This is a genomic window from Pseudomonas sp. ADAK7, assembly GCF_012935675.1.
Taxonomy (GTDB): Bacteria; Pseudomonadota; Gammaproteobacteria; order Pseudomonadales; family Pseudomonadaceae; genus Aquipseudomonas.
In genome coordinates, this window is the sequence record NZ_CP052861.1 from 5,595,083 (window position 1) to 5,616,720 (window position 21,638).

At 60.7% G+C, this 21,638-nt stretch carries 23 protein-coding genes; 8 read left to right on the forward strand and 15 right to left on the reverse strand.

Annotated features, from left to right (window positions below):
• Positions 1 to 2: 2 nt before the first annotated feature.
• On the reverse strand, positions 3 to 620 hold the full coding sequence (lolB, locus tag HKK53_RS25730; protein ID WP_169373090.1) for a lipoprotein insertase outer membrane protein LolB: 618 nt from the start codon (positions 618 to 620) through the stop codon (positions 3 to 5).
• Between the two features lie 4 nt (positions 621 to 624).
• The gene (locus HKK53_RS25735; protein WP_169373091.1) at positions 625 to 2,349 is read right to left on the reverse strand and encodes a tetratricopeptide repeat protein; all 1,725 of its coding nucleotides are present in this window, start codon (positions 2,347 to 2,349) and stop codon (positions 625 to 627) included.
• A 182-nt stretch (positions 2,350 to 2,531) separates the two neighbouring features.
• On the opposite strand from HKK53_RS25735, the gene hemA reads away from it, so the two are divergent.
• The 6 genes from hemA to HKK53_RS25765 all read left to right on the forward strand — a co-directional run bounded on the left by hemA (position 2,532) and on the right by HKK53_RS25765 (position 7,902).
• Positions 2,532 to 3,818, forward strand: a complete 1,287-nt coding sequence (gene hemA / locus HKK53_RS25740) for a glutamyl-tRNA reductase (RefSeq protein ID WP_169373092.1) — start codon at positions 2,532 to 2,534, stop codon at positions 3,816 to 3,818.
• Complete coding sequence (gene prfA / locus HKK53_RS25745; RefSeq protein ID WP_169373093.1) at positions 3,815 to 4,897, forward strand: peptide chain release factor 1; 1,083 nt, start codon at positions 3,815 to 3,817, stop codon at positions 4,895 to 4,897. Before hemA ends, prfA begins: the two co-directional genes overlap by 4 nt.
• Positions 4,898 to 5,728 (forward strand): peptide chain release factor N(5)-glutamine methyltransferase, encoded by an 831-nt coding sequence (gene prmC, locus HKK53_RS25750; RefSeq protein WP_169373094.1) that lies wholly within the window; start codon positions 4,898 to 4,900, stop codon positions 5,726 to 5,728.
• A complete protein-coding gene (locus HKK53_RS25755) occupies positions 5,722 to 6,477 on the forward strand; it encodes a molybdopterin-synthase adenylyltransferase MoeB (protein WP_169373095.1) in 756 nt (251 codons plus the stop codon). Before prmC ends, HKK53_RS25755 begins: the two co-directional genes overlap by 7 nt.
• Entirely contained in the window at positions 6,470 to 7,261 is a 792-nt protein-coding gene (gene murI, locus HKK53_RS25760) for a glutamate racemase (RefSeq protein WP_169373096.1), read from the forward strand. Before HKK53_RS25755 ends, murI begins: the two co-directional genes overlap by 8 nt.
• A gap of 122 nt (positions 7,262 to 7,383) precedes the next feature.
• Entirely contained in the window at positions 7,384 to 7,902 is a 519-nt protein-coding gene (locus HKK53_RS25765; protein ID WP_169373097.1) for an acyloxyacyl hydrolase, read from the forward strand.
• 108 nt (positions 7,903 to 8,010) lie between these two features.
• Here the strand turns inward: HKK53_RS25765 and HKK53_RS25770 are convergent, their stop codons facing one another.
• From HKK53_RS25770 to HKK53_RS25825, 12 genes are all read right to left on the reverse strand, one after another.
• On the reverse strand, positions 8,011 to 8,316 hold the full coding sequence (locus HKK53_RS25770) for a YkgJ family cysteine cluster protein (RefSeq protein WP_169373098.1): 306 nt from the start codon (positions 8,314 to 8,316) through the stop codon (positions 8,011 to 8,013).
• A 53-nt stretch (positions 8,317 to 8,369) separates the two neighbouring features.
• Positions 8,370 to 8,873 carry a DUF2878 domain-containing protein gene (locus HKK53_RS25775; protein WP_169373099.1) on the reverse strand — a complete coding sequence of 168 codons (504 nt, stop codon included), beginning with the start codon at positions 8,871 to 8,873 and terminating at the stop codon, positions 8,370 to 8,372.
• Positions 8,866 to 10,137: an SAM-dependent methyltransferase gene (locus HKK53_RS25780; RefSeq protein WP_169373100.1), complete on the reverse strand. Its 1,272-nt coding sequence runs from the start codon at positions 10,135 to 10,137 to the stop codon at positions 8,866 to 8,868. Before HKK53_RS25780 ends, HKK53_RS25775 begins: the two co-directional genes overlap by 8 nt.
• Positions 10,124 to 10,939, reverse strand: coding sequence for a DUF1365 domain-containing protein (locus HKK53_RS25785; protein ID WP_169373101.1), 816 nt, complete (start codon positions 10,937 to 10,939; stop codon positions 10,124 to 10,126). Before HKK53_RS25785 ends, HKK53_RS25780 begins: the two co-directional genes overlap by 14 nt.
• Entirely contained in the window at positions 10,936 to 12,183 is a 1,248-nt protein-coding gene (locus HKK53_RS25790; protein ID WP_169373102.1) for an NAD(P)/FAD-dependent oxidoreductase, read from the reverse strand. Before HKK53_RS25790 ends, HKK53_RS25785 begins: the two co-directional genes overlap by 4 nt.
• Positions 12,180 to 12,962, reverse strand: coding sequence for an SDR family NAD(P)-dependent oxidoreductase (locus tag HKK53_RS25795; protein ID WP_169373103.1), 783 nt, complete (start codon positions 12,960 to 12,962; stop codon positions 12,180 to 12,182). The genes HKK53_RS25790 and HKK53_RS25795 overlap by 4 nt, the downstream gene beginning before the upstream one ends.
• Positions 12,959 to 13,381 (reverse strand): nuclear transport factor 2 family protein, encoded by a 423-nt coding sequence (locus tag HKK53_RS25800; RefSeq protein ID WP_169373104.1) that lies wholly within the window; start codon positions 13,379 to 13,381, stop codon positions 12,959 to 12,961. Before HKK53_RS25800 ends, HKK53_RS25795 begins: the two co-directional genes overlap by 4 nt.
• Positions 13,374 to 14,819 (reverse strand): deoxyribodipyrimidine photo-lyase, encoded by a 1,446-nt coding sequence (gene phrB, locus HKK53_RS25805; protein WP_169373105.1) that lies wholly within the window; start codon positions 14,817 to 14,819, stop codon positions 13,374 to 13,376. The genes HKK53_RS25800 and phrB overlap by 8 nt, the downstream gene beginning before the upstream one ends.
• A gap of 20 nt (positions 14,820 to 14,839) precedes the next feature.
• Positions 14,840 to 15,781, reverse strand: coding sequence for a MerR family transcriptional regulator (locus tag HKK53_RS25810; protein ID WP_169373106.1), 942 nt, complete (start codon positions 15,779 to 15,781; stop codon positions 14,840 to 14,842).
• Positions 15,782 to 16,741, reverse strand: coding sequence for a YbgA family protein (locus HKK53_RS25815; protein ID WP_169373107.1), 960 nt, complete (start codon positions 16,739 to 16,741; stop codon positions 15,782 to 15,784).
• A gap of 239 nt (positions 16,742 to 16,980) precedes the next feature.
• Positions 16,981 to 17,196: a TIGR02450 family Trp-rich protein gene (locus HKK53_RS25820; RefSeq protein ID WP_169373108.1), complete on the reverse strand. Its 216-nt coding sequence runs from the start codon at positions 17,194 to 17,196 to the stop codon at positions 16,981 to 16,983.
• Positions 17,193 to 18,179 carry an NAD(P)/FAD-dependent oxidoreductase gene (locus HKK53_RS25825; RefSeq protein WP_169373109.1) on the reverse strand — a complete coding sequence of 329 codons (987 nt, stop codon included), beginning with the start codon at positions 18,177 to 18,179 and terminating at the stop codon, positions 17,193 to 17,195. The genes HKK53_RS25820 and HKK53_RS25825 overlap by 4 nt, the downstream gene beginning before the upstream one ends.
• A 196-nt stretch (positions 18,180 to 18,375) precedes the next feature.
• Here HKK53_RS25825 and HKK53_RS25830 point away from each other — a divergent pair, with 196 nt between their 5' ends.
• Positions 18,376 to 19,278, forward strand: a complete 903-nt coding sequence (locus HKK53_RS25830) for a TIGR01777 family oxidoreductase (RefSeq protein WP_169373110.1) — start codon at positions 18,376 to 18,378, stop codon at positions 19,276 to 19,278.
• Positions 19,279 to 19,291: 13 nt separating this feature from the next.
• Positions 19,292 to 20,317 carry a ferrochelatase gene (hemH, locus tag HKK53_RS25835; protein WP_169373111.1) on the forward strand — a complete coding sequence of 342 codons (1,026 nt, stop codon included), beginning with the start codon at positions 19,292 to 19,294 and terminating at the stop codon, positions 20,315 to 20,317.
• A 45-nt stretch (positions 20,318 to 20,362) separates the two neighbouring features.
• Here the strand turns inward: hemH and HKK53_RS25840 are convergent, their stop codons facing one another.
• Positions 20,363 to 21,637: a uracil-xanthine permease family protein gene (locus tag HKK53_RS25840; RefSeq protein WP_121757255.1), complete on the reverse strand. Its 1,275-nt coding sequence runs from the start codon at positions 21,635 to 21,637 to the stop codon at positions 20,363 to 20,365.
• Between the last annotated feature and the right edge of the window lies 1 nt (position 21,638).

Here is a 21,638-nt window from a genome sequence, read left to right on the forward strand (position 1 = left end):
ATTCACTGCCCCAGTTTGCGTGGCTGCCATTCCTTGATCACCAGCGTGACATCAAGGTCGGTGCCGTGCAGTTTGATCCGCTCGGGCAACCAATAGCCGCTTTTTTCGGCATAACTCAAGTATTCGACTTGCCAACCATCCTGTTCAAGATTGGCCAGGCGGCTGTCGGCGTCCAGAGTCAGGCGACTTTTGCTGTCCGGGGCCGGGAGCCCGCGAACCCACCAGGCCAGATTGGACACCGGCAGTTTCCAGCCCAGCTGTTCTTCGAGCAGTGCTTCTGGCGTCGTAGCGTCGTAGCGACCCTGATTGGCGACCTCCAGCGATACTTTGCCCGGGCGACCGGTCAAGCGAGCAGCGCCGCGACCCAGGGGGCCGGAGAGGCGGATGTCGTAGTAATCCTGTCGCTGCAGCCAGAACAACGTGCCGCTCCCCGAATCCTTGGGCGCGCGAATGCCGATCTTGCCGTTGATCTGCCAGCCGTCGAGGGCGGTCATCTGCTGTTTGTACACGTTCCATTGAGCCGGGTTGCCCTGGCCCTGGACTGACTCGCGAGCGCCGAAGCCCGCGCAACCGGCGAGCAGGGCGATGAAGCTGAAAACGATAACGTGGCGCAAAAACATAATCTTAAAGAGTCTCTGATCCGGTCAGGCGCTTGATGGTGCCGCGCAGGGTAGGGCTGTCGGGTTGGTCCTTGAGGAACTTGCCCCAGATTTGCTTGGCTTCCCGTTGTTTGCCGTTGGCCCACAGGACTTCGCCCAGGTGAGCGGCGACTTCCTGATCGGGGAAACGCTCCAGGGCCTGGCGCAGCAAGCGCTCGGCTTCATCGAGATTGCCCAGGCGGAAATTCACCCAGCCGAGGCTGTCGAGGACCGCCGGGTCTTCCGGATTGAGCTTGTGCGCGTGTTCGATCAGGGCCTTGGCTTCTTCATAACGGGTGGTGCGGTCGGACAGGGTATAGCCGAGGGCATTCAGCGCCATGGCATTGTCCGGGTCGCGCTTGATGATCAGGCGCAGGTCTTTTTCCATCTGCGCCAGGTCATTGCGTTTTTCCGCGAGCATGGCCCGGGTGTAGAGCAGGTTCAGATCGTCCGGGTATTGCAGCAAGGCTTTCTGCAGGACACCCCAGGCCTTGTCGCCCTGGTTGTTGGCCGACAGGGTCTCGGCTTCGATCAGGTACAACTGAATCGCGTAGTCAGGTTGGGCGTCGCGCTCGGCCACCAGTTTGCTCTGGGCCTCGGCGGTCTTGCCGTTGTTCATCAGGATATCGGCCTGGCGCAATTGCGCCGGCAGGTAATCGTTGCCGGGGCCGACCTGGGCGTATTCGATCAGTGCGCCTTGCGGGTCGTTGCGCTCTTCAGCGATCCGGCCGAGGTTCAGGTGCGCCGAGTCGACATGGCTTTCCCGGGCGATCAGGTCTTCCAGGTAACCCTTGGCCTCGTCCCAGGCCTTGGCTTCCAGGCACACCAGCGCCAACGAATAACGCAACTCGTCGTCTTCCGGGTACTGCTGAACCAGGCTGGAGAACTCGACCTTGGCATCATCCATGCGGTCCTGTTCGACCAGCATGCGGGCGTAAGTCAGGCGCAGGCGTTTGTCGTCCGGGTATTTCTTGATGCTTTTTTGCAGCAGCGGCAGGGCTTCATCGCCACGATTGAGCGTTTGCAGCAGGCGCGCGCGCAGCAGGATCGGAGCGATTTCGCCGGCGTCCGGCGGATTGTCTTCCAGCAGGGTCAGCGCGCCTTTCGAGTCGCCGTCCTGTTGCATCAGCAAAGCCTTGCCGAAAATCAGCTGGCTGTTCTTCGGATGACGCTGCAACAAACGGTCAAAACTTTTCATCAGGCCGTTGCGCGTGTCCTGATCGGTGTCAGCCGCAGACAGGGCGAGAAAGTCGAAATGCGTGTCGCCTTTGCCCAGCAGGACTTTTTCCATATAGACCATGGAGTCGTCATAACGCCCTGCGCGCGCCAGTTGCACGGCGGCGGCCCGTTGCGCTTCGAGGTCGTCCGGGGCGTTTCTCGCCCAGATCAGCGCGGTATCCAAGGCAGCCTGATCGGCGCCCAGGTATTCGGCGATGCGGAAGGCCCGCTCGGAGATGCCCGGATCCTGGGTGTTGATGGCCTGGGTCACGTAGTTGTCCAGCGCAATGTCGAAACGATTGCGTTGGCCAGCCAGTTCGGCACTCAACAGACTGAAGACGGTTTCTTCGCTGAAGGAACTGTAGACCTTGGGCTTTTCAGGGGCCGGAGTGCTGTCTTCAGTCGGCGGCGTGCCGTCCGACGAAACGGGCGCCATAGCCTGGCAGCCGCTGAGGAAGACAAAAGCGAGGAGCAACGCGGAAGATCTATTCATATAGGAGAAGGACGACTAACCTGCGGTCGGATCATCATGACACAAGCCTTCGGCCAAACATAACCGAGTCTCAATTGATGCCTTTATAGAGGCAAGTGATTGGGACAATAGTCAGCGGTAGTTGTTCTGTCTGTGTCGAAGTAGGACAATTGCCGGCTTCACGTCACCATCAGCGACCTTGAATGGCCTTTCTTGCACTCGGTATTAACCACAAGACTGCTTCAGTAGACGTCCGCGAGCGCGTGGCCTTTACCCCTGAGCAGTTGGTGGAGGCCTTGCAACAGCTCTGCCGACTCACCGACAGCCGCGAAGCTGCGATCCTTTCCACCTGCAATCGCAGTGAGCTTTATATAGAGCAGGACCACCTTTCGGCGGACATCATCCTGCGCTGGCTGGCCGATTATCATCATTTGAGCCTCGAAGAGCTGCGCGCGAGCGCTTATGTGCACGAAGATGATGCGGCAGTTCGTCACATGATGCGCGTCGCCTCCGGGCTCGATTCGCTGGTGTTGGGCGAACCGCAGATTCTCGGCCAGATGAAGTCGGCCTACGCCGTGGCGCGTGAGGCCGGCACCATCGGTCCGCTGCTGGGTCGGTTGTTCCAGGCGACGTTCAACGCGGCCAAGCAGGTGCGCACCGACACCGCCATCGGCGAAAACCCGGTGTCCGTGGCGTTTGCCGCCGTCAGCCTGGCCAAGCAGATTTTCAGTGACTTGCAACGCAGCCAGGCCTTGCTGATCGGCGCCGGCGAGACCATCACCCTGGTCGCCCGCCATCTGCATGAGTTGGGTGTAAAGCGTATCGTCGTCGCCAACCGCACCCTGGAGCGCGCGAGCATCCTCGCCGAACAGTTCGGCGCCCACGCGGTATTACTGTCGGACATCCCGGCCGAACTGGTGCGCAGCGACATCGTCATCAGCTCCACCGCCAGCCAATTGCCGATCCTCGGTAAAGGCGCGGTGGAAAGTGCCCTGAAGTTGCGCAAGCACAAACCTATCTTCATGGTCGACATCGCCGTCCCGCGGGACATCGAGCCTGAAGTCGGCGAGCTGGACGACGTCTACCTTTATAGCGTCGACGATCTCCACGAAGTGGTCGCCGAAAACCTCAAGAGTCGCCAAGGCGCTGCCCAGGCGGCGGAAGAGATGGTGGCGATCGGCGCCGACGATTTCATGGTGCGCCTGCGCGAACTGGCGGCGGTGGATGTGCTCAAGGCCTATCGTCAGCAAAGCGAACGCATGCGTGACGAAGAATTGCTCAAGGCTCAGCGTATGCTGGCCAACGGCAGCAGCGCCGAAGACGTGCTGGTGCAACTGGCGCGCGGCCTGACTAACAAATTGCTGCACGCCCCTAGCGTGCAGTTGAAAAAGTTGACTGCCGAAGGCCGCCTCGATGCGCTGGCCATGGCCCAGGAACTCTTTGCCCTCGGTGAGGGCTCGTCGGATAGCTCGGATAAAAAACCGCAATGAAAGCGTCACTGCTCAATAAGCTGGACATCCTCCAGGACCGTTTCGAGGAATTGACCGCTCTGCTTGGCGATGGCGAAGTCATTTCCGACCAGACCAAATTCCGCGCCTATTCCAAGGAATACGCGGAAGTCGAACCGATCGTTGAAACCTATAAACAGCTGCTCAAAGTGCAAGGCGACCTCGAAGGCGCCCAGGCACTGCTCAAGGACAGCGACCCGGACATGCGCGAAATGGCCGTGGAAGAAGTGCGCGAAGCCAAAGAGCAGCTGATCGAAATCGAAGGCCGGTTGCAACGCATGTTGCTGCCCAAGGATCCGAACGACGGACGCAACGTGTTCCTCGAAATCCGTGCCGGCACCGGCGGCGACGAGGCGGCGATTTTCTCTGGCGACCTGTTTCGCATGTATTCGCGTTACGCCGAGCGCCGTGGCTGGCGGGTGGAAATCCTCTCGGAGAACATCGGCGAGCACGGCGGCTTTAAAGAAGTCATCGCTCGGGTCGAAGGCGACAGTGTCTACGGCAAGCTGAAGTTCGAATCCGGCGCGCACCGTGTGCAACGGGTGCCGGCCACCGAATCCCAGGGCCGCATCCACACCTCGGCGTGCACGGTGGCCGTGTTGCCCGAGCCGGACGAGCAGGAAGCCATCGAGATCAACCCATCCGACTTGCGCGTCGACACCTACAAGTCCTCCGGGGCCGGCGGCCAGCACGTCAACAAGACCGACTCGGCGATCCGCATCACGCACTTGCCGACCGGTATTGTCGTCGAGTGCCAGGAAGAGCGTTCCCAGCACAAGAACCGCGCCCGGGCGATGTCCTGGCTGTCGGCCAAGCTCAATGACCAGCAGACCACTGCCGCGGCGAATGCCATCGCCAGCGAGCGTAAACTGCTGGTGGGTTCAGGTGATCGCTCCGAGCGCATCCGCACCTACAACTTTGCCCAGGGCCGGGTCACCGACCACCGGGTCAACCTGACGCTGTATTCCCTCGACGAAATCCTCGCCGGGGGCGTCGATGCCGTGATCGAGCCGTTGTTGGCCGAATACCAGGCCGACCAATTGGCGGCGATAGGTGAGTAAATGACGATCATTGCCAGTTTGTTGCGTGCTGCCGATCTACCCGACTCGCCGACGGCGCGCCTGGATGCCGAGTTGTTGCTGGCCGCTGCCTTGGGCAAGTCCCGCAGCTTCCTGCACACCTGGCCCGAGCGCATCGTGCCGAGCGAAGCGGCGTTGACCTTTGCCAGCTACCTGCAACGGCGTCGCGGTGGTGAGCCGGTGGCCTACATCCTCGGCCAGCAAGGTTTCTGGAAGCTTGACCTGGAAGTCGCACCGCACACGCTGATTCCGCGACCGGACACCGAGTTGCTGGTGGAAACCGCACTGGAATTGCTGCCTGCCACACCCGCCAAGGTCCTCGACCTCGGCACCGGCAGCGGCGCGATTGCGTTGGCCCTGGCCAGTGAGCGTCCGGCGTGGAAAGTCACCGCGGTGGACCGCGTGATCGAAGCCGTGGCATTGGCCGAACGCAATCGCCAGCGTCTGCACCTGAACAACGCCACTGTGCTGAGCAGCCATTGGTTCAGCGCCCTGGAAGGCCAGCGTTTTCAACTGATCATCAGCAACCCGCCGTACATCGCGTCCGCCGATCCGCATCTGGTGGAAGGTGATGTGCGTTTCGAGCCGGCCAGTGCCTTGGTCGCCGGTGTCGATGGGCTCGACGACCTGCGTTTGATCGTCGCCCAGGCGCCGGATTACCTTGAAGCCGGTGGCTGGTTGATGCTGGAACACGGTTACGATCAAGCCAACGCGGTGCGCGATTTGCTGCTGACCCGTGGTTTTGAACAAGTCCACAGTCGCACCGACCTGGGCGGTCACGAACGCATCAGCCTGGGGCGCCTGCCGTGCTGAATGATCAGGAATTGTTGCGCTACAGCCGACAGATTCTGTTGCAGCACGTCGACATCGACGGTCAATTGCGGCTCAAACAAAGCCGTGTACTGATCGTCGGCCTCGGCGGCCTCGGTTCGCCGGTGGCGCTGTACCTGGCGGCGGCCGGTGTGGGTGAGCTGCATCTGGCGGACTTCGACACGGTCGACCTGACCAACCTGCAACGCCAGATCATTCACGACACCGACAGCGTCGGCGTGAGCAAGGTCGATTCGGCGATTCGCCGTTTGAGCGCGATCAATCCCGAGATTCAACTGGTCGCCCATCGTGCGGCGCTGGACGAGGATTCCCTGGCTGCTGCGGTGGCCGCGGTGGATCTGGTGCTGGACTGCTCCGACAATTTCTCCACTCGTGAAGCGGTCAACGCCGCGTGTGTGGTGGCTGGCAAACCGCTGGTCAGCGGCGCGGCAATTCGCCTGGAAGGGCAGTTGTCGGTGTTTGACCCGCGTCGTCCGGAAAGCCCGTGCTACCACTGTTTGTACGGGCACGGCAGCGAAGCCGAACTGACGTGCAGCGAAGCCGGGGTGATCGGCCCGCTGGTGGGCCTGGTCGGCAGCCTGCAAGCCCTCGAAGCCCTGAAGTTGCTGGCCGGTTTCGGCGAGCCGCTGGTGGGGCGCTTGCTGTTGATCGATGCCTTGGGCACGCGCTTCCGTGAATTGCGGGTCAAGCGTGATCCGGGTTGCAGCGTCTGTGGTACTGCTCGTGCGTGAGGCGCCGATCGGCGTGTTCGACTCCGGCGTCGGTGGGCTCTCGGTGCTGGCCGAGATCCAGCGTCTGCTGCCCAACGAGTCGCTGATGTACGTCGCCGATTGCGGGAATATCCCCTACGGCGAGAAAACCCCGGAATTCATCCAGCAACGTTGCAGTGTCATCGCCGATTTTTTCCAGCAGCAGGGCGCCAAAGCCCTGGTCCTGGCGTGCAACACCGCCACCGTCGCCGGCGTGGCCAATCTGCGCCGCGATTATCCCGAATGGCCCATCGTCGGCATGGAGCCGGCGGTCAAACCGGCCGCCGCTGCTACGCGCAGTGGCGTCGTCGGCGTCCTCGCCACCACCGGCACCTTGCAGAGCGCCAAGTTCGCCGCGTTGCTCGACCGCTTTGCCACGGATGTGCGGGTGATCACCCAGCCTTGTCCCGGGCTGGTGGAGCTGATTGAAAGCGGCGATCTGCACAGCGCGACCCTGCGCCAGCTGCTCCACGGCTATGTCGCGCCGCTGCTGGCCGCAGGTGCCGATACGATAATCCTCGGCTGCACGCATTACCCCTTTCTAAAGCCGTTGCTTAGGCAGATGATCCCAGAGGATATCAGCCTGATCGACACGGGCGCCGCGGTGGCGCGACAACTGCAACGTCTGTTGGCCGAGCGTGAATTGCTCGCCCATGGACCTGTTCGCGCCGCGCAATTCTGGACGAGTGCCGATCCGGAACATTTCAGAAATATCCTGCCGGTATTGTGGAATTCGGCTGGCATTGTGCAAAGCTTCAAGTACTAGAAAAAAAGCCGGGGCAAGCGAGTAATTGGGGTGAACTTCTGATTAAACGTCGACTTCTATAGCTCTGTCTGTGAGCAGCAAAAAAGAAACCACATGAAATCGTTCGGAAAAGGATGTTTCTAATGAAGCGACTATTCTGTTTGGCCGCGATTGCGGCCGCATTGATGGGGCAAAGTTTGACCGCACAGGCGGCTGGCGTGGAGTTCGGGGTCGGTCAGACCAGCGATTCGACCATGACCTACCGGTTGGGCATGCAATTCGATTGGGACAAGAGCTGGCTGCAAAGTGACGTCGGTCGATTGACCGGTTACTGGAGTGGCGCCTACACCTATTGGGAAGGCGACAAGACCTCGAGTAATAACAGCCTGTCGTTCTCGCCGGTGTTTGTTTACGAGTTTGCCGGCCAGACCGTCAAACCTTACATAGAGGCGGGGATTGGTGTGGCGCTGTTTTCCCATACCGAACTTGAAGACAACAAACTGGGCAGCGCTTTTCAATTCGAAGACCGCTTCGGGTTTGGTCTGCGCTTTGCCGGCGGGCATGAAGTCGGGATTCGTGCGACGCACTATTCCAATGCCGGTTTGAGCAGTGACAACGACGGCGTGGAAAGCTACGCGCTGCATTACACGATGCCGTTGTAACGTCAAAAGCTTCGCGGGCAAGCCTTGCTCCTACAGGATTGGTGTCGATCATGAAAACGACGAAATCCTGTAGGAGCGGGGCTTGCCCGCGATGGCGTCAATACAGTTTTACCGGTAAACCGACACAATCCCCTGCCGCTCTTCGATGCATTCCGGCGAGCCCGTCTCGAACTCCCGACAAATCAGCGGACGCTTTTCGTAGATGGTGCACATCATCGTGTTGCGATCCAGCGCCGCGCACCAGCCGTCATCCAGACGCAACATGACTTCCCCGCCCCAGTCATCGGTATCGATGAATCGTTCGGGCACGCCCGTTTCGGTGATCAGCATGACTTCGAGCTGGCAGCAGCAGGCCGAGCAGGTCGAGCAAGTGACCGCCGGATCGGCGATTTGCGTGTGGGGTATGGTTTTCATGGGGCGCAGTGTAAGGCAGTGGGCCGTTGCTGTGTGAAAGGCCTGACGGACGCTCAGTCGTGGTGTTCCGCCGCCAGTCGCTGGGCCATGAAGTGCAGCGTAGGAAACAGCAGCGCCCAGAGCAGTCCGATGCCCAGCAACGTGGGCAGTTGGCCGTAGGGAAAATGCACCCCGGCCAGTCGGCTGCCGGCGTAATACGACAGCGGTCCGCCGACCGCGCCCAACAGGCTGGCCAACCACCAGGGGTTGGCGCTCCACATCAGGCAGTGACGCAAGGTGGTCGCCAGTAGCGCCCACAACAGCATCAGCCACAGCGGAATCAACGGTGCGACGTCGGTGAAATCGAACACGCCCAGCCAGCGCAATGAACTGTCTACCGTGGTGCCCAGCAACACCACGCTGAGGATCAGCCGACCTTCATCGGCCCAACGACTTATCCACAGCAGATGAATCACCAGCGCCGCCAACGCCACCAACAGCCACAGACTGTTGCCGCCCACCACGCAGGCGAACCAGCCGAGTTGAAACAGCGTAGCGTTGGCCAGGCGTTCAAGCATCGAATCGGCCGAGCAGGGGCGCCGGCATCGCCGCCGGCTTGGCGAGCAGCAATTGCGCGGTGCCGATGGTGCGTTCCAGAAAGCCGCCCTCGCAGTAGCACAGGTAAAACTCCCACAACCGCAGGAATGAATCGTCGTAGCCCAATTCGCTCAAGCGACCGTGGGCGCGGCGAAAATTCTCATGCCACAGGCGCAGGGTCCGGGCGTAGTGCAGGCCGAAATCCTCCATGTGCAGCAGGTTCATGTCAGTGTCGCGGCTGACGATCTCCAGCATTTTCTGCACACAGGGCAAGGCACCGCCGGGGAAGATGTAGCGCTGGATAAAGTCGACACTGGTCTTGGCCTGTTCGTAGCGCTGTTCGCGGATGGTGATTGCCTGCAACAGCATCAAGCCGTTGCTTTTGAGCAGGTGTGCGCATTGCTTGAAATAGGTCGGCAGGAAGCGATGGCCGACCGCTTCGATCATCTCGATGGAAACCAGTTTGTCGTACTGACCGGTGAGGTCGCGGTAATCCGACAGCAGCAACGTCACCTGATCTTGCAAACCCAGGGCTTCGATCCGTTGTGCAGTGAAGGCGTACTGCTCTTTTGAGAGCGTGGTGGTGGTGACTTTGCAGCCGTAATGTTGCGCGGCGTAGAGCGCCATGCTGCCCCAACCGGTGCCGATTTCCAGCAGGTGATCGCTTGGTTTGAGGTCGAGTTTCTGGCAAATCCGTTCGAGTTTGTTCAGCTGCGCCTGTTCCAGGGTGTCGTCGGGGCTGAGAAATTGCGCCGCCGAATACATCATCGTCGGGTCGAGAAACTGTTCGAACAGGTCATTGCCCAGGTCGTAATGAGCCGCGATATTCTTCTGCGAGCCCTTGCGCGTATTGCGATTGAGCCAGTGCAGGCCCTGCACGAACGGCCGGCCGAGTTTGGCCATTCCACCTTCCAGTGCATCCAGCACTTCAAGGTTGCTGACGAACACCCGGACCACTGCCGTCAGGTCTGGCGAGGTCCAATAGCCGTGGATGAATGCTTCGCCGGCACCAATCGAACCGTTGCTCGCCACCAGCCCCCAGACCGCCGCATCAAGGACATGAATCTCACCCAGTAGATGGCCGCCGGCCGTGCCGAAGACCTGCCGTTCGCCATCCTCGATTACCACCAATTGCCCGTGTTTGAGGTGCGTCAGTTGCCGCAAGACGCCGCGGCGCAGCAGCGAGCCGGACCAGCCGTTGGTGCTGAGCAGGTTGGCTTTGGCCGTAACGCTAGAGGATTTCATGGCGGCGATCCTGAGGGACATCGATGGCGGTCTGGAAGCTGCCATCGGCAGCCTGATGAGCAAAAATGGGTGTGCGCTTGAGCAGCAGTCGCACGGCCTGCCAATAGATCGCCAGGCAGGTTTTTGCGGTCATCCAGGGGAAGCGTCGCAAGTAACGGTGCAGGCTGTGGCGGTCCAGCGATTCACGTTGCAGGTTGAGCGTGGCGTCGAACAGTTTCAGTTCGCCTTGCCAGTCCGCCATGTGCACGCCCAGCTTGTGCGCGGCGGGGCTGAAGCTCATGCGGTATTCCAGGTCCCGCGGCAGAAACGGCGACACGTGAAACGCCTTGGCCACGGCGAAATGCTGATGTTGGCCTTGCCGCGCCTCGGCCGATTTGGCCGGCAACACGTAGTGATAACGCTCGCGCCACGGGGTGTTGGTAACTTCGCAGAGAATCGCCGCCAGTTGGCCATCGGCTTCGTGGCAATAGAAAAAACTCACCGGGTTGAACGCCAGGCCCCAACTGCGGGCCTGGGTCAGCAGGCAGATCGAGCCTTGGGGCTCATGGCCGATCACCTGGCTGACCTGCTGGCGCACCGCGTCGATTAAACGCAGGCCGGTGCCGGTGAAGGCTTTCAGGTAGTCGCTTTCGCGAAACGAAAAGGGTGCGAAGCGGCTGTTGCCCGACAACGGTGACAAACCGAGCACGGCTTGCTGTTCGTCGAGGTCCAGGTACAGCAGGCCGATCCGGTAGCGGAATTCATGGGCTCTCGGAGCAAACCGCCGATGGGCGATCCAGCCGCTGTAGAGGGCGCTGTTCACAAGGCTTCACCCAGCGACCGGGCAACGCGCAAGGCACTGACCACCCCGTCTTCGTGAAAGCCGTTGGCCCAGTAGGCGCCGCAATAATACGTGTGCTGCGCACCGTTCAGCTCTTCCCAGCGTTCCTGGGCGGCAACGGCTTTGAGGCTGAATTGCGGATGGGCATAGGTGTATTTGGCGAGCACCTTGAACGGGCTGATGCCGGCGCTCTGGTTGAGGCTGACGCAGAACGTGGTCTCGCTCTGGATGCCTTGCAGAATATTCATGTCGTAGGTGACGGTGGCCCGCGTGTGCCCGGCGCTTCCGAGTCGATAATTCCAACTGGCCCAGGCGAGTTTTTGCTTGGGCAGCAGGCGAGTGTCGGTGTGCAGCACAACTTCGTTGTCGGCGTAGGGCAGGGCGCCGAGGATCGACTGTTCGGCAGCGCTGGGATCGGCCAACAGCTTCAAGGCCTGATCGCTGTGGCAGGCGAACACCACTTTGTCGAAGCGCTCGCTGCCGGCCGGGCTGTGGATAACCACACCGTTGGCCTCGCGTTCGACGCGGGTCACTGGGCATTGGAGGCGAATCTTCTCTTTAAAGGAAGCGGTCAGCGGCGCGATGTAGGCGCTGGAACCCCCCTCGATCACACACCACTGCGGACGATTGCCGACGGACAACAACCCGTGATGCTTGAAAAACCGCACGAAGAACTGCAACGGGAAACCGAGCATGTCGGCCATGGACATCGACCAGATCGCCGCGCCCATCGGCACGATGTAATGCAGGATAAAGCGCTCGCCGTAGCCCCCGGCCTTCAGGTACTGATCGAGGGTGGTGTCGGCGGCGATCCGTTGTTCTTCGAGATCGCGCAGGGCTTCTTTGTTGAAGCGCAGGATGTCGCGCAACATGCTCCAGAACCCCGGCGACAACAGGTTGCGACGCTGGGCGAACAGGCTGTTGAAGTTGTTGCCGTTGTATTCCAGACCCGAATCCGGGTCGGTGACCGAGAAACTCATCTCGGTCGGCTTGAACCCCACACCGAGTTGCTCCAGCAGGCGGATGAAATTCGGGTAGGTCCAGTCGTTGAACACAATGAACCCGGTGTCCACGGCGTAACGCTGGCCGTCGACAGTCACCTCGATCGTGTGGGTATGCCCACCGATCCAGTCGCCGGCTTCGAACAGGGTGATCTCGTGGCTGCGATTGAGCAGGTAGGCGCTGGTCAGGCCCGAGATACCGCTGCCGATAATGGCGATGTTCACGGTTGATCCTTGATCGGCGGGTTGCTGCGCACCATGCGCTTGCCGATCGCCAGTTTTATCTGATTGGGCATTTTCGACAGTGGCCACAGGGCGGCCATGAACAGCGCCGGGAAGGCAATTTCCAATGGCCGATTCTTGAGTTTGGCGAAGATGTGCCGCGCGGCTTTATCCACAGGCCAACTGAGCGGCATCGGGAAATCGTTTTTCTCGGTCAGCGGCGTGTCGACAAACCCCGGGCTGACCACGGTGACTTCAATACCTTCCGGCGCCAGGTCGATGCGCAAGGATTCGAACAGGTAACGCAACCCGGCCTTGGAGGCGCCATAGGCTTCGGCGCGTGGCAATGGCAGGTAGGTCACCGAACTGGCCACACCCACCAGATGCGGCGCGATGCCCGCCCGCAGTAACGGCAGGGCGGCTTCGATGCAATAGCTGCTGGCAAGCAGGTTGGTGCGCACCACGTGCTCGACAATCGACGCATCGAATTGCTTGGCATCGACGTATTCGCAGGTGCCGGCGTTGAGGATCACCGTGTCCAGCGAGCCCCAGTCTTCGGCGATCCGCTCGCCGATTTCACGTACGGTCTGGCTATTGGTCAAGTCGCCGGCCACCACCATCACTTGTCCCGGATAGCGCTGGGAGAGGATTTTGAGCGGCACCACCGAGCGTGCACTGACCGCCAGATGCGCGCCGGTTTTCAATATTTCTTCGGCCAGTGCGGCACCAATGCCGCTGCTGGCGCCCGTCAACCAATATCGCCGTGGAGGTGTAAGGCTCATCCCATTCTCCTTTTCAGCCAGGCAATCGCCCGGCCCAATACGGGTAGATGTTCGTAAAGCAGCGCCCCGGCATCGAAATAATCCCGGTGGCGATAAACCTTGTCATGCCAGAGCAGGTGCGAGCAGCCGTCGACCCGAATCAACTGGCCACCGGCCAGGCGCGGATGGCGGTAGCTCATGACCCAGCGCAGATATCCTTCGCCTTCAGCGATCTGGTCGAAGCTGTGAAAATCGAAACGCAGTTCGCTGACGTTGGCATACAGCTCGGCGAAATAGCTGCGTAACTGGTTTAAGCCCTGTACTTCATGCAGCGGGTCGGTGAACTGCACATCGTCGGTGTACAACTCATCGAGGCGTTGCAGATTGTCTTTGTTCAAGTCCGCAAACTGCCGGGCAAAGCGCCGCAGAAAATCACTCATGGCCACCTCCGGCGTTTTGTCGCGACGGCAGGTTCTTGAACGCGGCCAAGGCACGCTCGCGAGACTTACCGAGATTAACGATGGGCGACGGGTAGTCGGTAACGCCGAACAAACCGTCGAGATTGTCCGGGTTGTGCACTTCTTTTTTATTCAGCCCGGCCAGTTCCGGCAGCCAGTGCTTGATGAAAACCCCTTCGGCGTCGAATTTTTCCGACTGGCTCAGCGGGTTGAAGATGCGGAAGTAGGGCGCGGAATCGGTGCCGGTGGACGAGCTCCACTGCCAGCCACCGTTGTTCGCCGCCAGGTCGCCATCAATCAAATGCTGCATGAAAAAACGCTCGCCTTCACGCCAGTCGATCAACAGGTTCTTGGTCAGGAACATCGCCACCACCATGCGCAGGCGATTGTGCATCCAGCCGGTTTCCAGTAATTGGCGCATGGCCGCGTCGATGATCGGCAGGCCGGTGCGGGCTTCTTTCCACGCCGCCAGTTCATCCGGGGCATCGCGCCAGGCCAGGGCTTCGGTTTCCGGGCGGAAGGCGCGGTGGCGTGAGACCCGTGGATAACCCACCAGGATGTGTTTATAGAACTCGCGCCACAGCAGCTCGTTGATCCAGGTGACGGCGCCGACCTTGCCGCTTTCGAATTCACCCTGATTGCTTTGCAGCGCCGCGTGCAGACACTGGCGGGGGGAAATCACCCCGGCCGCCAGATAGGCCGAGAGTTGACTGGTGCCGGGCTTGGCCGGGAAATCCCGTTCGCTCTGGTAGTAGTCGATTTGCGCATCGGCAAAGGTGTCGAGACGACGTCGGGCCTCGGCTTCACCGGCGGGCCAGAGGGCTTTCAACGTGTCCGTGGGGGTGGCGAACCCTTCGACACCGGACGGGATTTCATCGCTGTCGATATCCAGCCGCGCTTGAATCCCCGGTGCGCTTACCCGCCTCGGCAGTGAATGGCGCAGGCGGTCGTAGCAGACTTTGCGGAACTGACTGAACACCTGGAAATAAGTACCGGTCTTGGTCAGTACGCTGCCTGGCGCGAACAGCAGTTGGTCGAGGTAGCTGAAAAATTCGATGCCCTCGGCCTTCAGTACCTGGCCCACGGCCTGATCACGCCGGGTTTCGTTGATGCCGTATTCCTCGTTGACGTGCACCGCGCCGACTTTCAATTGTCGGCACAGATCCAGCACAACCTTGGGCGCGTCATCCCAGTGCGGCGCCTTGCGGATCAGCAAGGGAATATTGAGCTTGCCCAGCGCCTGGCTCAACTCGCGCAGGTTGCGCAGCCAGAAATCCACTTTGCACGGCGCGTCGTCATGCGCGCGCCATTGCTCCGGGCTCAGCAGATACACCGCCACCGTCGGGCCTCGCTCGGCGGCGGCCGACAGGGCGCTATTGTCGTGTAGGCGCAAGTCGCTGCGCAGCCAGATCAATTGCATGGTGGTATCGGCACTCAACATTAAATCAGCCCACGCTGAACGAGATCCTGATGCGCCGACAAGGGATCTTCGGCCAGGAACAAATCAGCGATTTCAGTGGTTTTTACCGACAACTCGGCGTGGTGGATGCACACCGTTGCTCCGGCAATCATTTTTGGGCAACTGACGCCATTCAAAAGTTTCGGCAGCTGCGCAAGGTTCATGGCTTTGCTGGAATACAGCAGTACGCCACGGGCTTGCAGGTGTTCGACCGCCAGTGCGAGTTCGCCGGCCGGCAATGGCCAGTCGAACACTTCCACCGGGCAATCGGCGCTGCTGATCAGCCACGCGGTGAGCCACACGTGAGGTTCGAGTGGCAGATCCGAATGATTGATTAACAGCAGCGGTGCGGCGTGCAACTGACGGTTGTTATGGTAGATGCGCGCGCCGAATTTGCTGCGTAACCAGGAATAAAAGAACACGCGCTCCATGTGCGCGCCGAACTGCCCCTGCCAGCGTTGTTCCAATTCGGTCAATAACGGCATCAGCAGTTGTTCACACAAGGTCCGTGGCGGGTACAGCGCCATGGCCTGGTTGACGGTATCGTCGAGGGTGCGTTCGTTCAGTAGCGTGACGGCTTGAAGCAGTGTGTGGCGCAGCCGTTGCCAATCGTTTTCCACCGGATCGGTGAAGGCTTGCGGGGTATCGAGCAGTTGCTTGACCTGGCTGACGGCAACGCCGCGATTGAGCCAGGTCAGGATCGTCAAAATCCGTTGCACGTGCTCGGCGGAGAACAACCGATGCCCCTTGGGTGTGCGTTGCGGCACGATCAGGCCGTAGCGCCGTTCCCAGGCGCGCAGGGTAATGGCGTTGACCCCGGTCTGGCGCGCCACTTCACGAATCGGCAGCCAGCCTTCGTCCAGGGCTTTCTTGAAGTCGGCGCCGAGGTCTTCGCTGGCACTGCTGTCGAGTGGGATTTTCATTTAGATCGCATTTCGCAGGCTGAGGTTTTCCGGGTGCGGTTGCAGGTAAACCTGTTGCGCGATGTACGGATCCGGGTGTTGGCGGAAGTAGTGCTTAAGCAGCGTCAAAGGCACCACCAGCGGTACGATGCCGTGGCGGTACTGGCCGATGACGTGTTGCATTTCCTGTTTGTCTTCAGCGCTGAGGGCCTGTTTGAGATAACCACTGATATGTTGCAGGACGTTGGTATGAGTGCGGCGGGTGGCGCATTTTTTCAGCGCCTCCATCAGCTCGCTGAAATAGCGCGGGCCGAGTGCTTGCGGATCGGTCTGGCCCATGTTGCCCAGCAAGTTGCCGAGGGTTTTGTATTGCACCGGGTTATGGGCCATCAGCAGGTACTTGTAGCGCGAGTGAAAGTCGATCAGGCCGCGGCGGGTCAGACCTTCCTTGAGCAATTGTTGCCAGGCGCTGTAGGCAAAGACTCGGGTGAGGAAGTTTTCCCGCAATACCGGGTCGTTGAGGCGACCGTCTTCTTCCACTGGCAAATCCGGATGTTGTTCGCAAAAGGCCTGGGCGTAGATGCCGCGACCACCGCCGTCCACCGAAGCGCCGTTGGCGTGGTAGACCTTGACCCGCAACAGGCCGCAGGACGGCGATTTCTGCATGAAGATGTAGCCGCAGATGTCATCCAGTTCGGCCGCCATTTGCTGACCGTATGCAGCGAGGGATTGGGTGACGTTGATCTCGGGGTTGACCGTGCCGATGGCTTCGGGACGGTCGGGATCGCCCACCAGGCGGATCGGTTCGCGGGGGATACCGAGGCCGATGGCGACTTCCGGGCACACCGGGACGAAATCGAAATAATCAGTGAGGGTGCGACTGCACAGCCGCGATTCCTTGTGCCCGCCGTTGAAGCGCACCTCGGCACCCATCAGGCAGGCGCTGATCGCGATTTTCGGTTTGGCGGGGGCAATGGACATCGAAGCACCTCGAATCTGAACCTGTACAGAGTGACGGCTCTGTACAACATAATCTTCATCATAGATTCGAAGCTGTACAAGTCAAATTATTTGTATAGGTTTTTTCGGGAGGTAGATCGTTCCCACGCTCTGCGTGGGAATGCAGCCCGTGACGCTCCGCGTCACTGGACGCGGAGCGTCCCAAGAGGCATTCCCACGCGGAGCATGGGAACGATCAGATCGCAGTCTTCGGCAGCTTCCTACGTCCAGCCCATTTGCCAGAGGGATTTGTCTCGCAGGGTCTGCCAATCAATGCGCTCACTGCGTTGAGTCAACACCGCCTGCAACTCAACCGCCAGCACCGTGCCGTCCTCATCGCGGAACAGCTGCGTCACCAGAAAATGTTTTTCGCGGTTTTTCGGTTGGGCTGCTGTCCATTTCGACAGCAGCAATTTCGCGGGATTGAGGCGGTTCACTGCAGGTGCGCGTGCAAGCGGCGGGCGGCTTCCTGGCCGCTGAGCCAGGCCCCTTCGACGCGACCGGACAGGCACCAGTCGCCACACACATACAAACCCAGATCGGCATCGGCCAGCACGCCCCATTCATGACTGCTGGCAGGGCGGGCGTAGAGCCAGCGGTGGGCGAGGCTGAAGGTCGGAGCGGGCATGGCGCTGTGCAGCAACTCGGCGAACGCACCGTGCAGTTGCTCGATCACGGCTTCCTTGGGCAGGTCGATATGTTGCCGGCTCCAGGTGCTGGTGGCGTGCAATACCCACGTGTCGAGCGTGTTGTCGCGCCCGGGTTTGCTGCGGTTGCGGGCCAGCCAGTCGAGGGGGCTGTCCTGCACGAAGCAACCTTCCATGGGCGTATCCAACGGTTTGTCGAAGGCGAGGGCGATGGCCCAGGTCGGGTCCATTTTGACCCCGGCGGCGGCACCCGCGAGTTTCGGCGCCGAGGCCAGCAACGCGGTCGCCTGAGGCGCCGGCGTCGCGATCACCACATGACTGAATGGGCCATGAGTGAAGCCTTCGGCGTCCTGCAGATGCCAGTGCTCTTCACCGCGATAGACTTCCGTGATGCGGCAGGCGAAATGCACTTCCAGGTCACCGAGCAGCGCGCGGGTGATGGCGCTCATGCGTGGGGTGCCGACCCAGCGCGTCTGTTCGTCCGGCGAGAGGTTGAGCTGGCCGCCCTGGAACGTATAGAGCTGCGGCGTCCACTCGGCGACCCAGCCATTGGCTTGCCAGCGCTGCACTTCGGTGACGAAGCGCCGGTCACGGGCCGTGAAATACTGCGCACCCATGTCCAGAGCACCGGCGTCACTGCGCTTGCTCGACATGCGTCCGCCGCTGCCACGGCTTTTATCGAAAAGTTGAACGACATGCCCGGCCTCCGTTAGGGCCTGGGCGGCTGAGAGCCCGGCGATGCCGGTGCCGATGATTGCGATAGGTACAGTCATAGGGGCCTCGTTTACCTTTCTGTACAGACTACGCCGTGGTTTAAACCTGTACAATATTGTTTTTTGGTATAACTTTTAGCGTTCTCGTTCTGACAGCTTGGCCTATTGTTAAACACAGACACTGCCCGATACCAAAGATCCCTGCTTATAAAAATAGACTAGTGATCAAGGTAAAACGCCACGCGAGGAAGAAGTCATGCACATATTGCTGACCGGCGGTACTGGTTTGATAGGACGTCAGCTCTGCCATCACTGGTTGAGTCAGGGGCATCGCCTGACGGTGTGGAGTCGTTCTCCGGAAAAAGTCGCGAAAATCTGTGGAGCTCAGGTGCGAGGGATAGCCCGACTCGAAGACCTTGGCGAGGAACCGCTCGATGCCATTATCAATCTGGCGGGCGCGCCGATTGGCGATCGTTGGTGGACGACCCGGCGCAAGGCGTTGCTGTGGAGCAGTCGCATCTCCTTGACCGAATCTCTGCTGGCCTGGCTCGAAACCCGCGAGCAGAAACCCCAGGTGCTGATTTCCGGTTCGGCGGTGGGCTGGTATGGCGACGGTGGCGAGCGCGAGTTGACCGAGGACTCGCCGCCGGTGATCGATGATTTCGCCAGCCAGTTGTGCATCGCCTGGGAGGAAACCGCCCAGCGTGCCGAGGCCTTGGGCATTCGGGTGGTTCTGGTGCGCACCGGGTTGGTGGTGTCGGCCGAGGGCGGCTTTTTGTCGCGGTTGTTGCTGCCGTTCAAACTGGGGCTGGGCGGGCCGATCGGCAATGGTCGGCAGTGGATGCCGTGGGTTCATATCAAGGATCAAATCGCCCTGATTGATTTTCTTCTGCATCGCAATGACGCCAGCGGTCCATATAATGCCTGCGCGCCCAAACCGGTGCGCAATCGCGAATTTGCCAAGACGCTGGGCAGCGTGTTGCACCGCCCGGCGTTCATGCCCATGCCGGCGCTGGCGTTGAAGGTCGGCCTGGGCGAGATGTCATTGCTGTTGCTCGGCGGCCAGAAGGCTGTGCCGGCGCGCTTGCTGGAAGCGGGTTTCACATTCCAGTTCACTGATTTACGCGCGGCCCTGGACGATCTGTCCAGCCGCCTCTGAAATAGGACGTTGCATGACCGATCACGCGTTGCTTCTGGTCAACCTGGGCTCACCGGCCTCCACTTCGGTGGCGGATGTGCGCAGTTACCTCAATCAATTTCTGATGGACCCGTATGTGATCGACCTGCCGTGGCCGGTGCGCCGCTTGCTGGTGTCGCTGATCCTGTTCAAGCGTCCGGAGCAGTCGGCCCACGCCTACGCCTCGATCTGGTGGGAGGAGGGCTCGCCACTGGTGGTGCTGAGCAAACGTCTGCAACAGGCCATGACCGCCCAGTGGACCCATGGCCCCGTCGAGCTGGCGATGCGTTATGGCGAGCCGTCCATCGAGTCGAAACTGCTGCAACTGGTTGCTCAGGGACACAAGCGCATCACCCTTGCGCCACTTTATCCACAGTTCGCCGACAGCACCGTGACCACGGTGATCGAGGAAGCCAAACGGGTGGTACGCGAGAAGAAACTCGATCTGCAGCTCTCGATTCTCCAGCCGTTCTACGATCAGCCGGAATACCTCGATGCGCTGGTCGCCAGCGCCAGGCCTTATCTGGCGCAGGATTATGATCACCTGCTGCTGAGTTTCCACGGTTTGCCGGAACGGCACCTGACCAAGCTCGATCCGACCGGTCAGCATTGCTTCAAGAATGAAGACTGCTGCAAGAACGCCTCGCCGGCGGTTTTGGCGACCTGCTACCGCGCCCAATGCCTGCGCACGGCGGCGGAGTTCGCCAAGCGCATGGGCTTACCGGATGGCAAGTGGTCGGTATCGTTCCAGTCGCGTCTGGGGCGAGCGAAGTGGATCGAACCCTACACCGAAGCACGCCTCGATGAGTTGGGAAAAAGTGGCGTGAAGAAGATCCTGGTGATGTGCCCGGCGTTCGTCGCCGATTGCATCGAGACTCTGGAAGAAATCGGGGATCGTGGGTTGGAACAGTTCCGCGAAGCGGGAGGGGAGGAGTTGGTGCTGGTGCCGTGCCTCAACGATGATCCGCAGTGGGCGAAGGCGTTGAATGCGTTGTGCGAGCGAGCGCCGTTGGCGTTGTAATGATCGTTCCCACGCAGACCAGAGCGTGGGAACGATCAGAAGCGGTTACAGCAAAGGCTCATCCGCCTTCTTGTGCTTCCAGCTGTCATTGCCCGGCAGCAACAGGTTCAGCGCAATCGCCACCACCGCGCACAGCGCGATGCCTTTGAGGCCGAAGTCGTCCGGACCAGTACCGGTGCCGACCAGCACACCGCCGATCCCGAACACCAGAGTCACCGAGACAATCACCAGATTGCGCGCCTCGCCCAGGTCGATCTTGTGGCGAATCAGCGTGTTCATGCCCACCGCCGCGATCGAACCGAACAACAGGCACAGAATCCCGCCCATCACCGGCACCGGAATGCTTTGCAGCAGCGCACCGAACTTGCCGACAAACGCCAGGCTGATGGCAAAGATTGCCGCCCAGGTCATGATTTTCGGGTTGTAGTTCTTGGTCAGCATCACCGCGCCGGTCACTTCGGCGTAGGTGGTGTTGGGCGGGCCGCCGAACAGGCCTGCAGCGGTGGTGGCAATGCCATCGCCGAGCAGGGTGCGGTGCAGGCCGGGTTTCTTCAGGTAATCGCGACCGGTCACGCTACCGACCGCAATCACGCCGCCGATGTGCTCGATGGCCGGGGCCAGCGCAACCGGGACGATGAACAGAATCGCCTGCCAGTTGAACTCCGGCGCGGTGAAGTGCGGAATCGCGAACCACGGTGCCGCGGCAATCTTCGCCGTGTCGACCACGCCGAAGTAGAACGCCATGGCAAAACCCACCAGCACGCCGGAGATGATCGGCACCAGGCGGAAAATGCCTTTGCCGAATACCGCGACGATCAGCGTGGTCAGCAGCGCGGGCATCGAGATTAGCATCGCGGTCTGGTAATGAATCAGCTCCGAGCCGTCGCCAGCCTTGCCCATCGCCATGTTGGCGGCAATCGGCGCCATGGCCAGGCCGATGGAAATGATCACCGGACCAATCACCACCGGTGGCAGCAAACGGTCGATGAACCCGGTGCCTTTGATCTTCACGGCCAGGCCGAGGAAGGTGTAGACGAAACCGGCCGCCATCACACCGCCCATGGTCGCCGCGAGGCCGAACTGGCCCTTGGCGAGGATGATCGGGGTGATGAAGGCAAAGCTCGACGCCAGGAACACCGGCACCTGACGCCCGGTGACGATCTGGAACAGAATCGTTCCCAGGCCGGCGGTGAACAGCGCCACGTTCGGATCAAGGCCGGTAATCAGCGGCATCAACACCAGGGCGCCGAACGCCACGAACAGCATCTGCGCACCCGACAGCACTGTGCGCCAGAGCGGATCGTTGAACTCTTCCTGCATG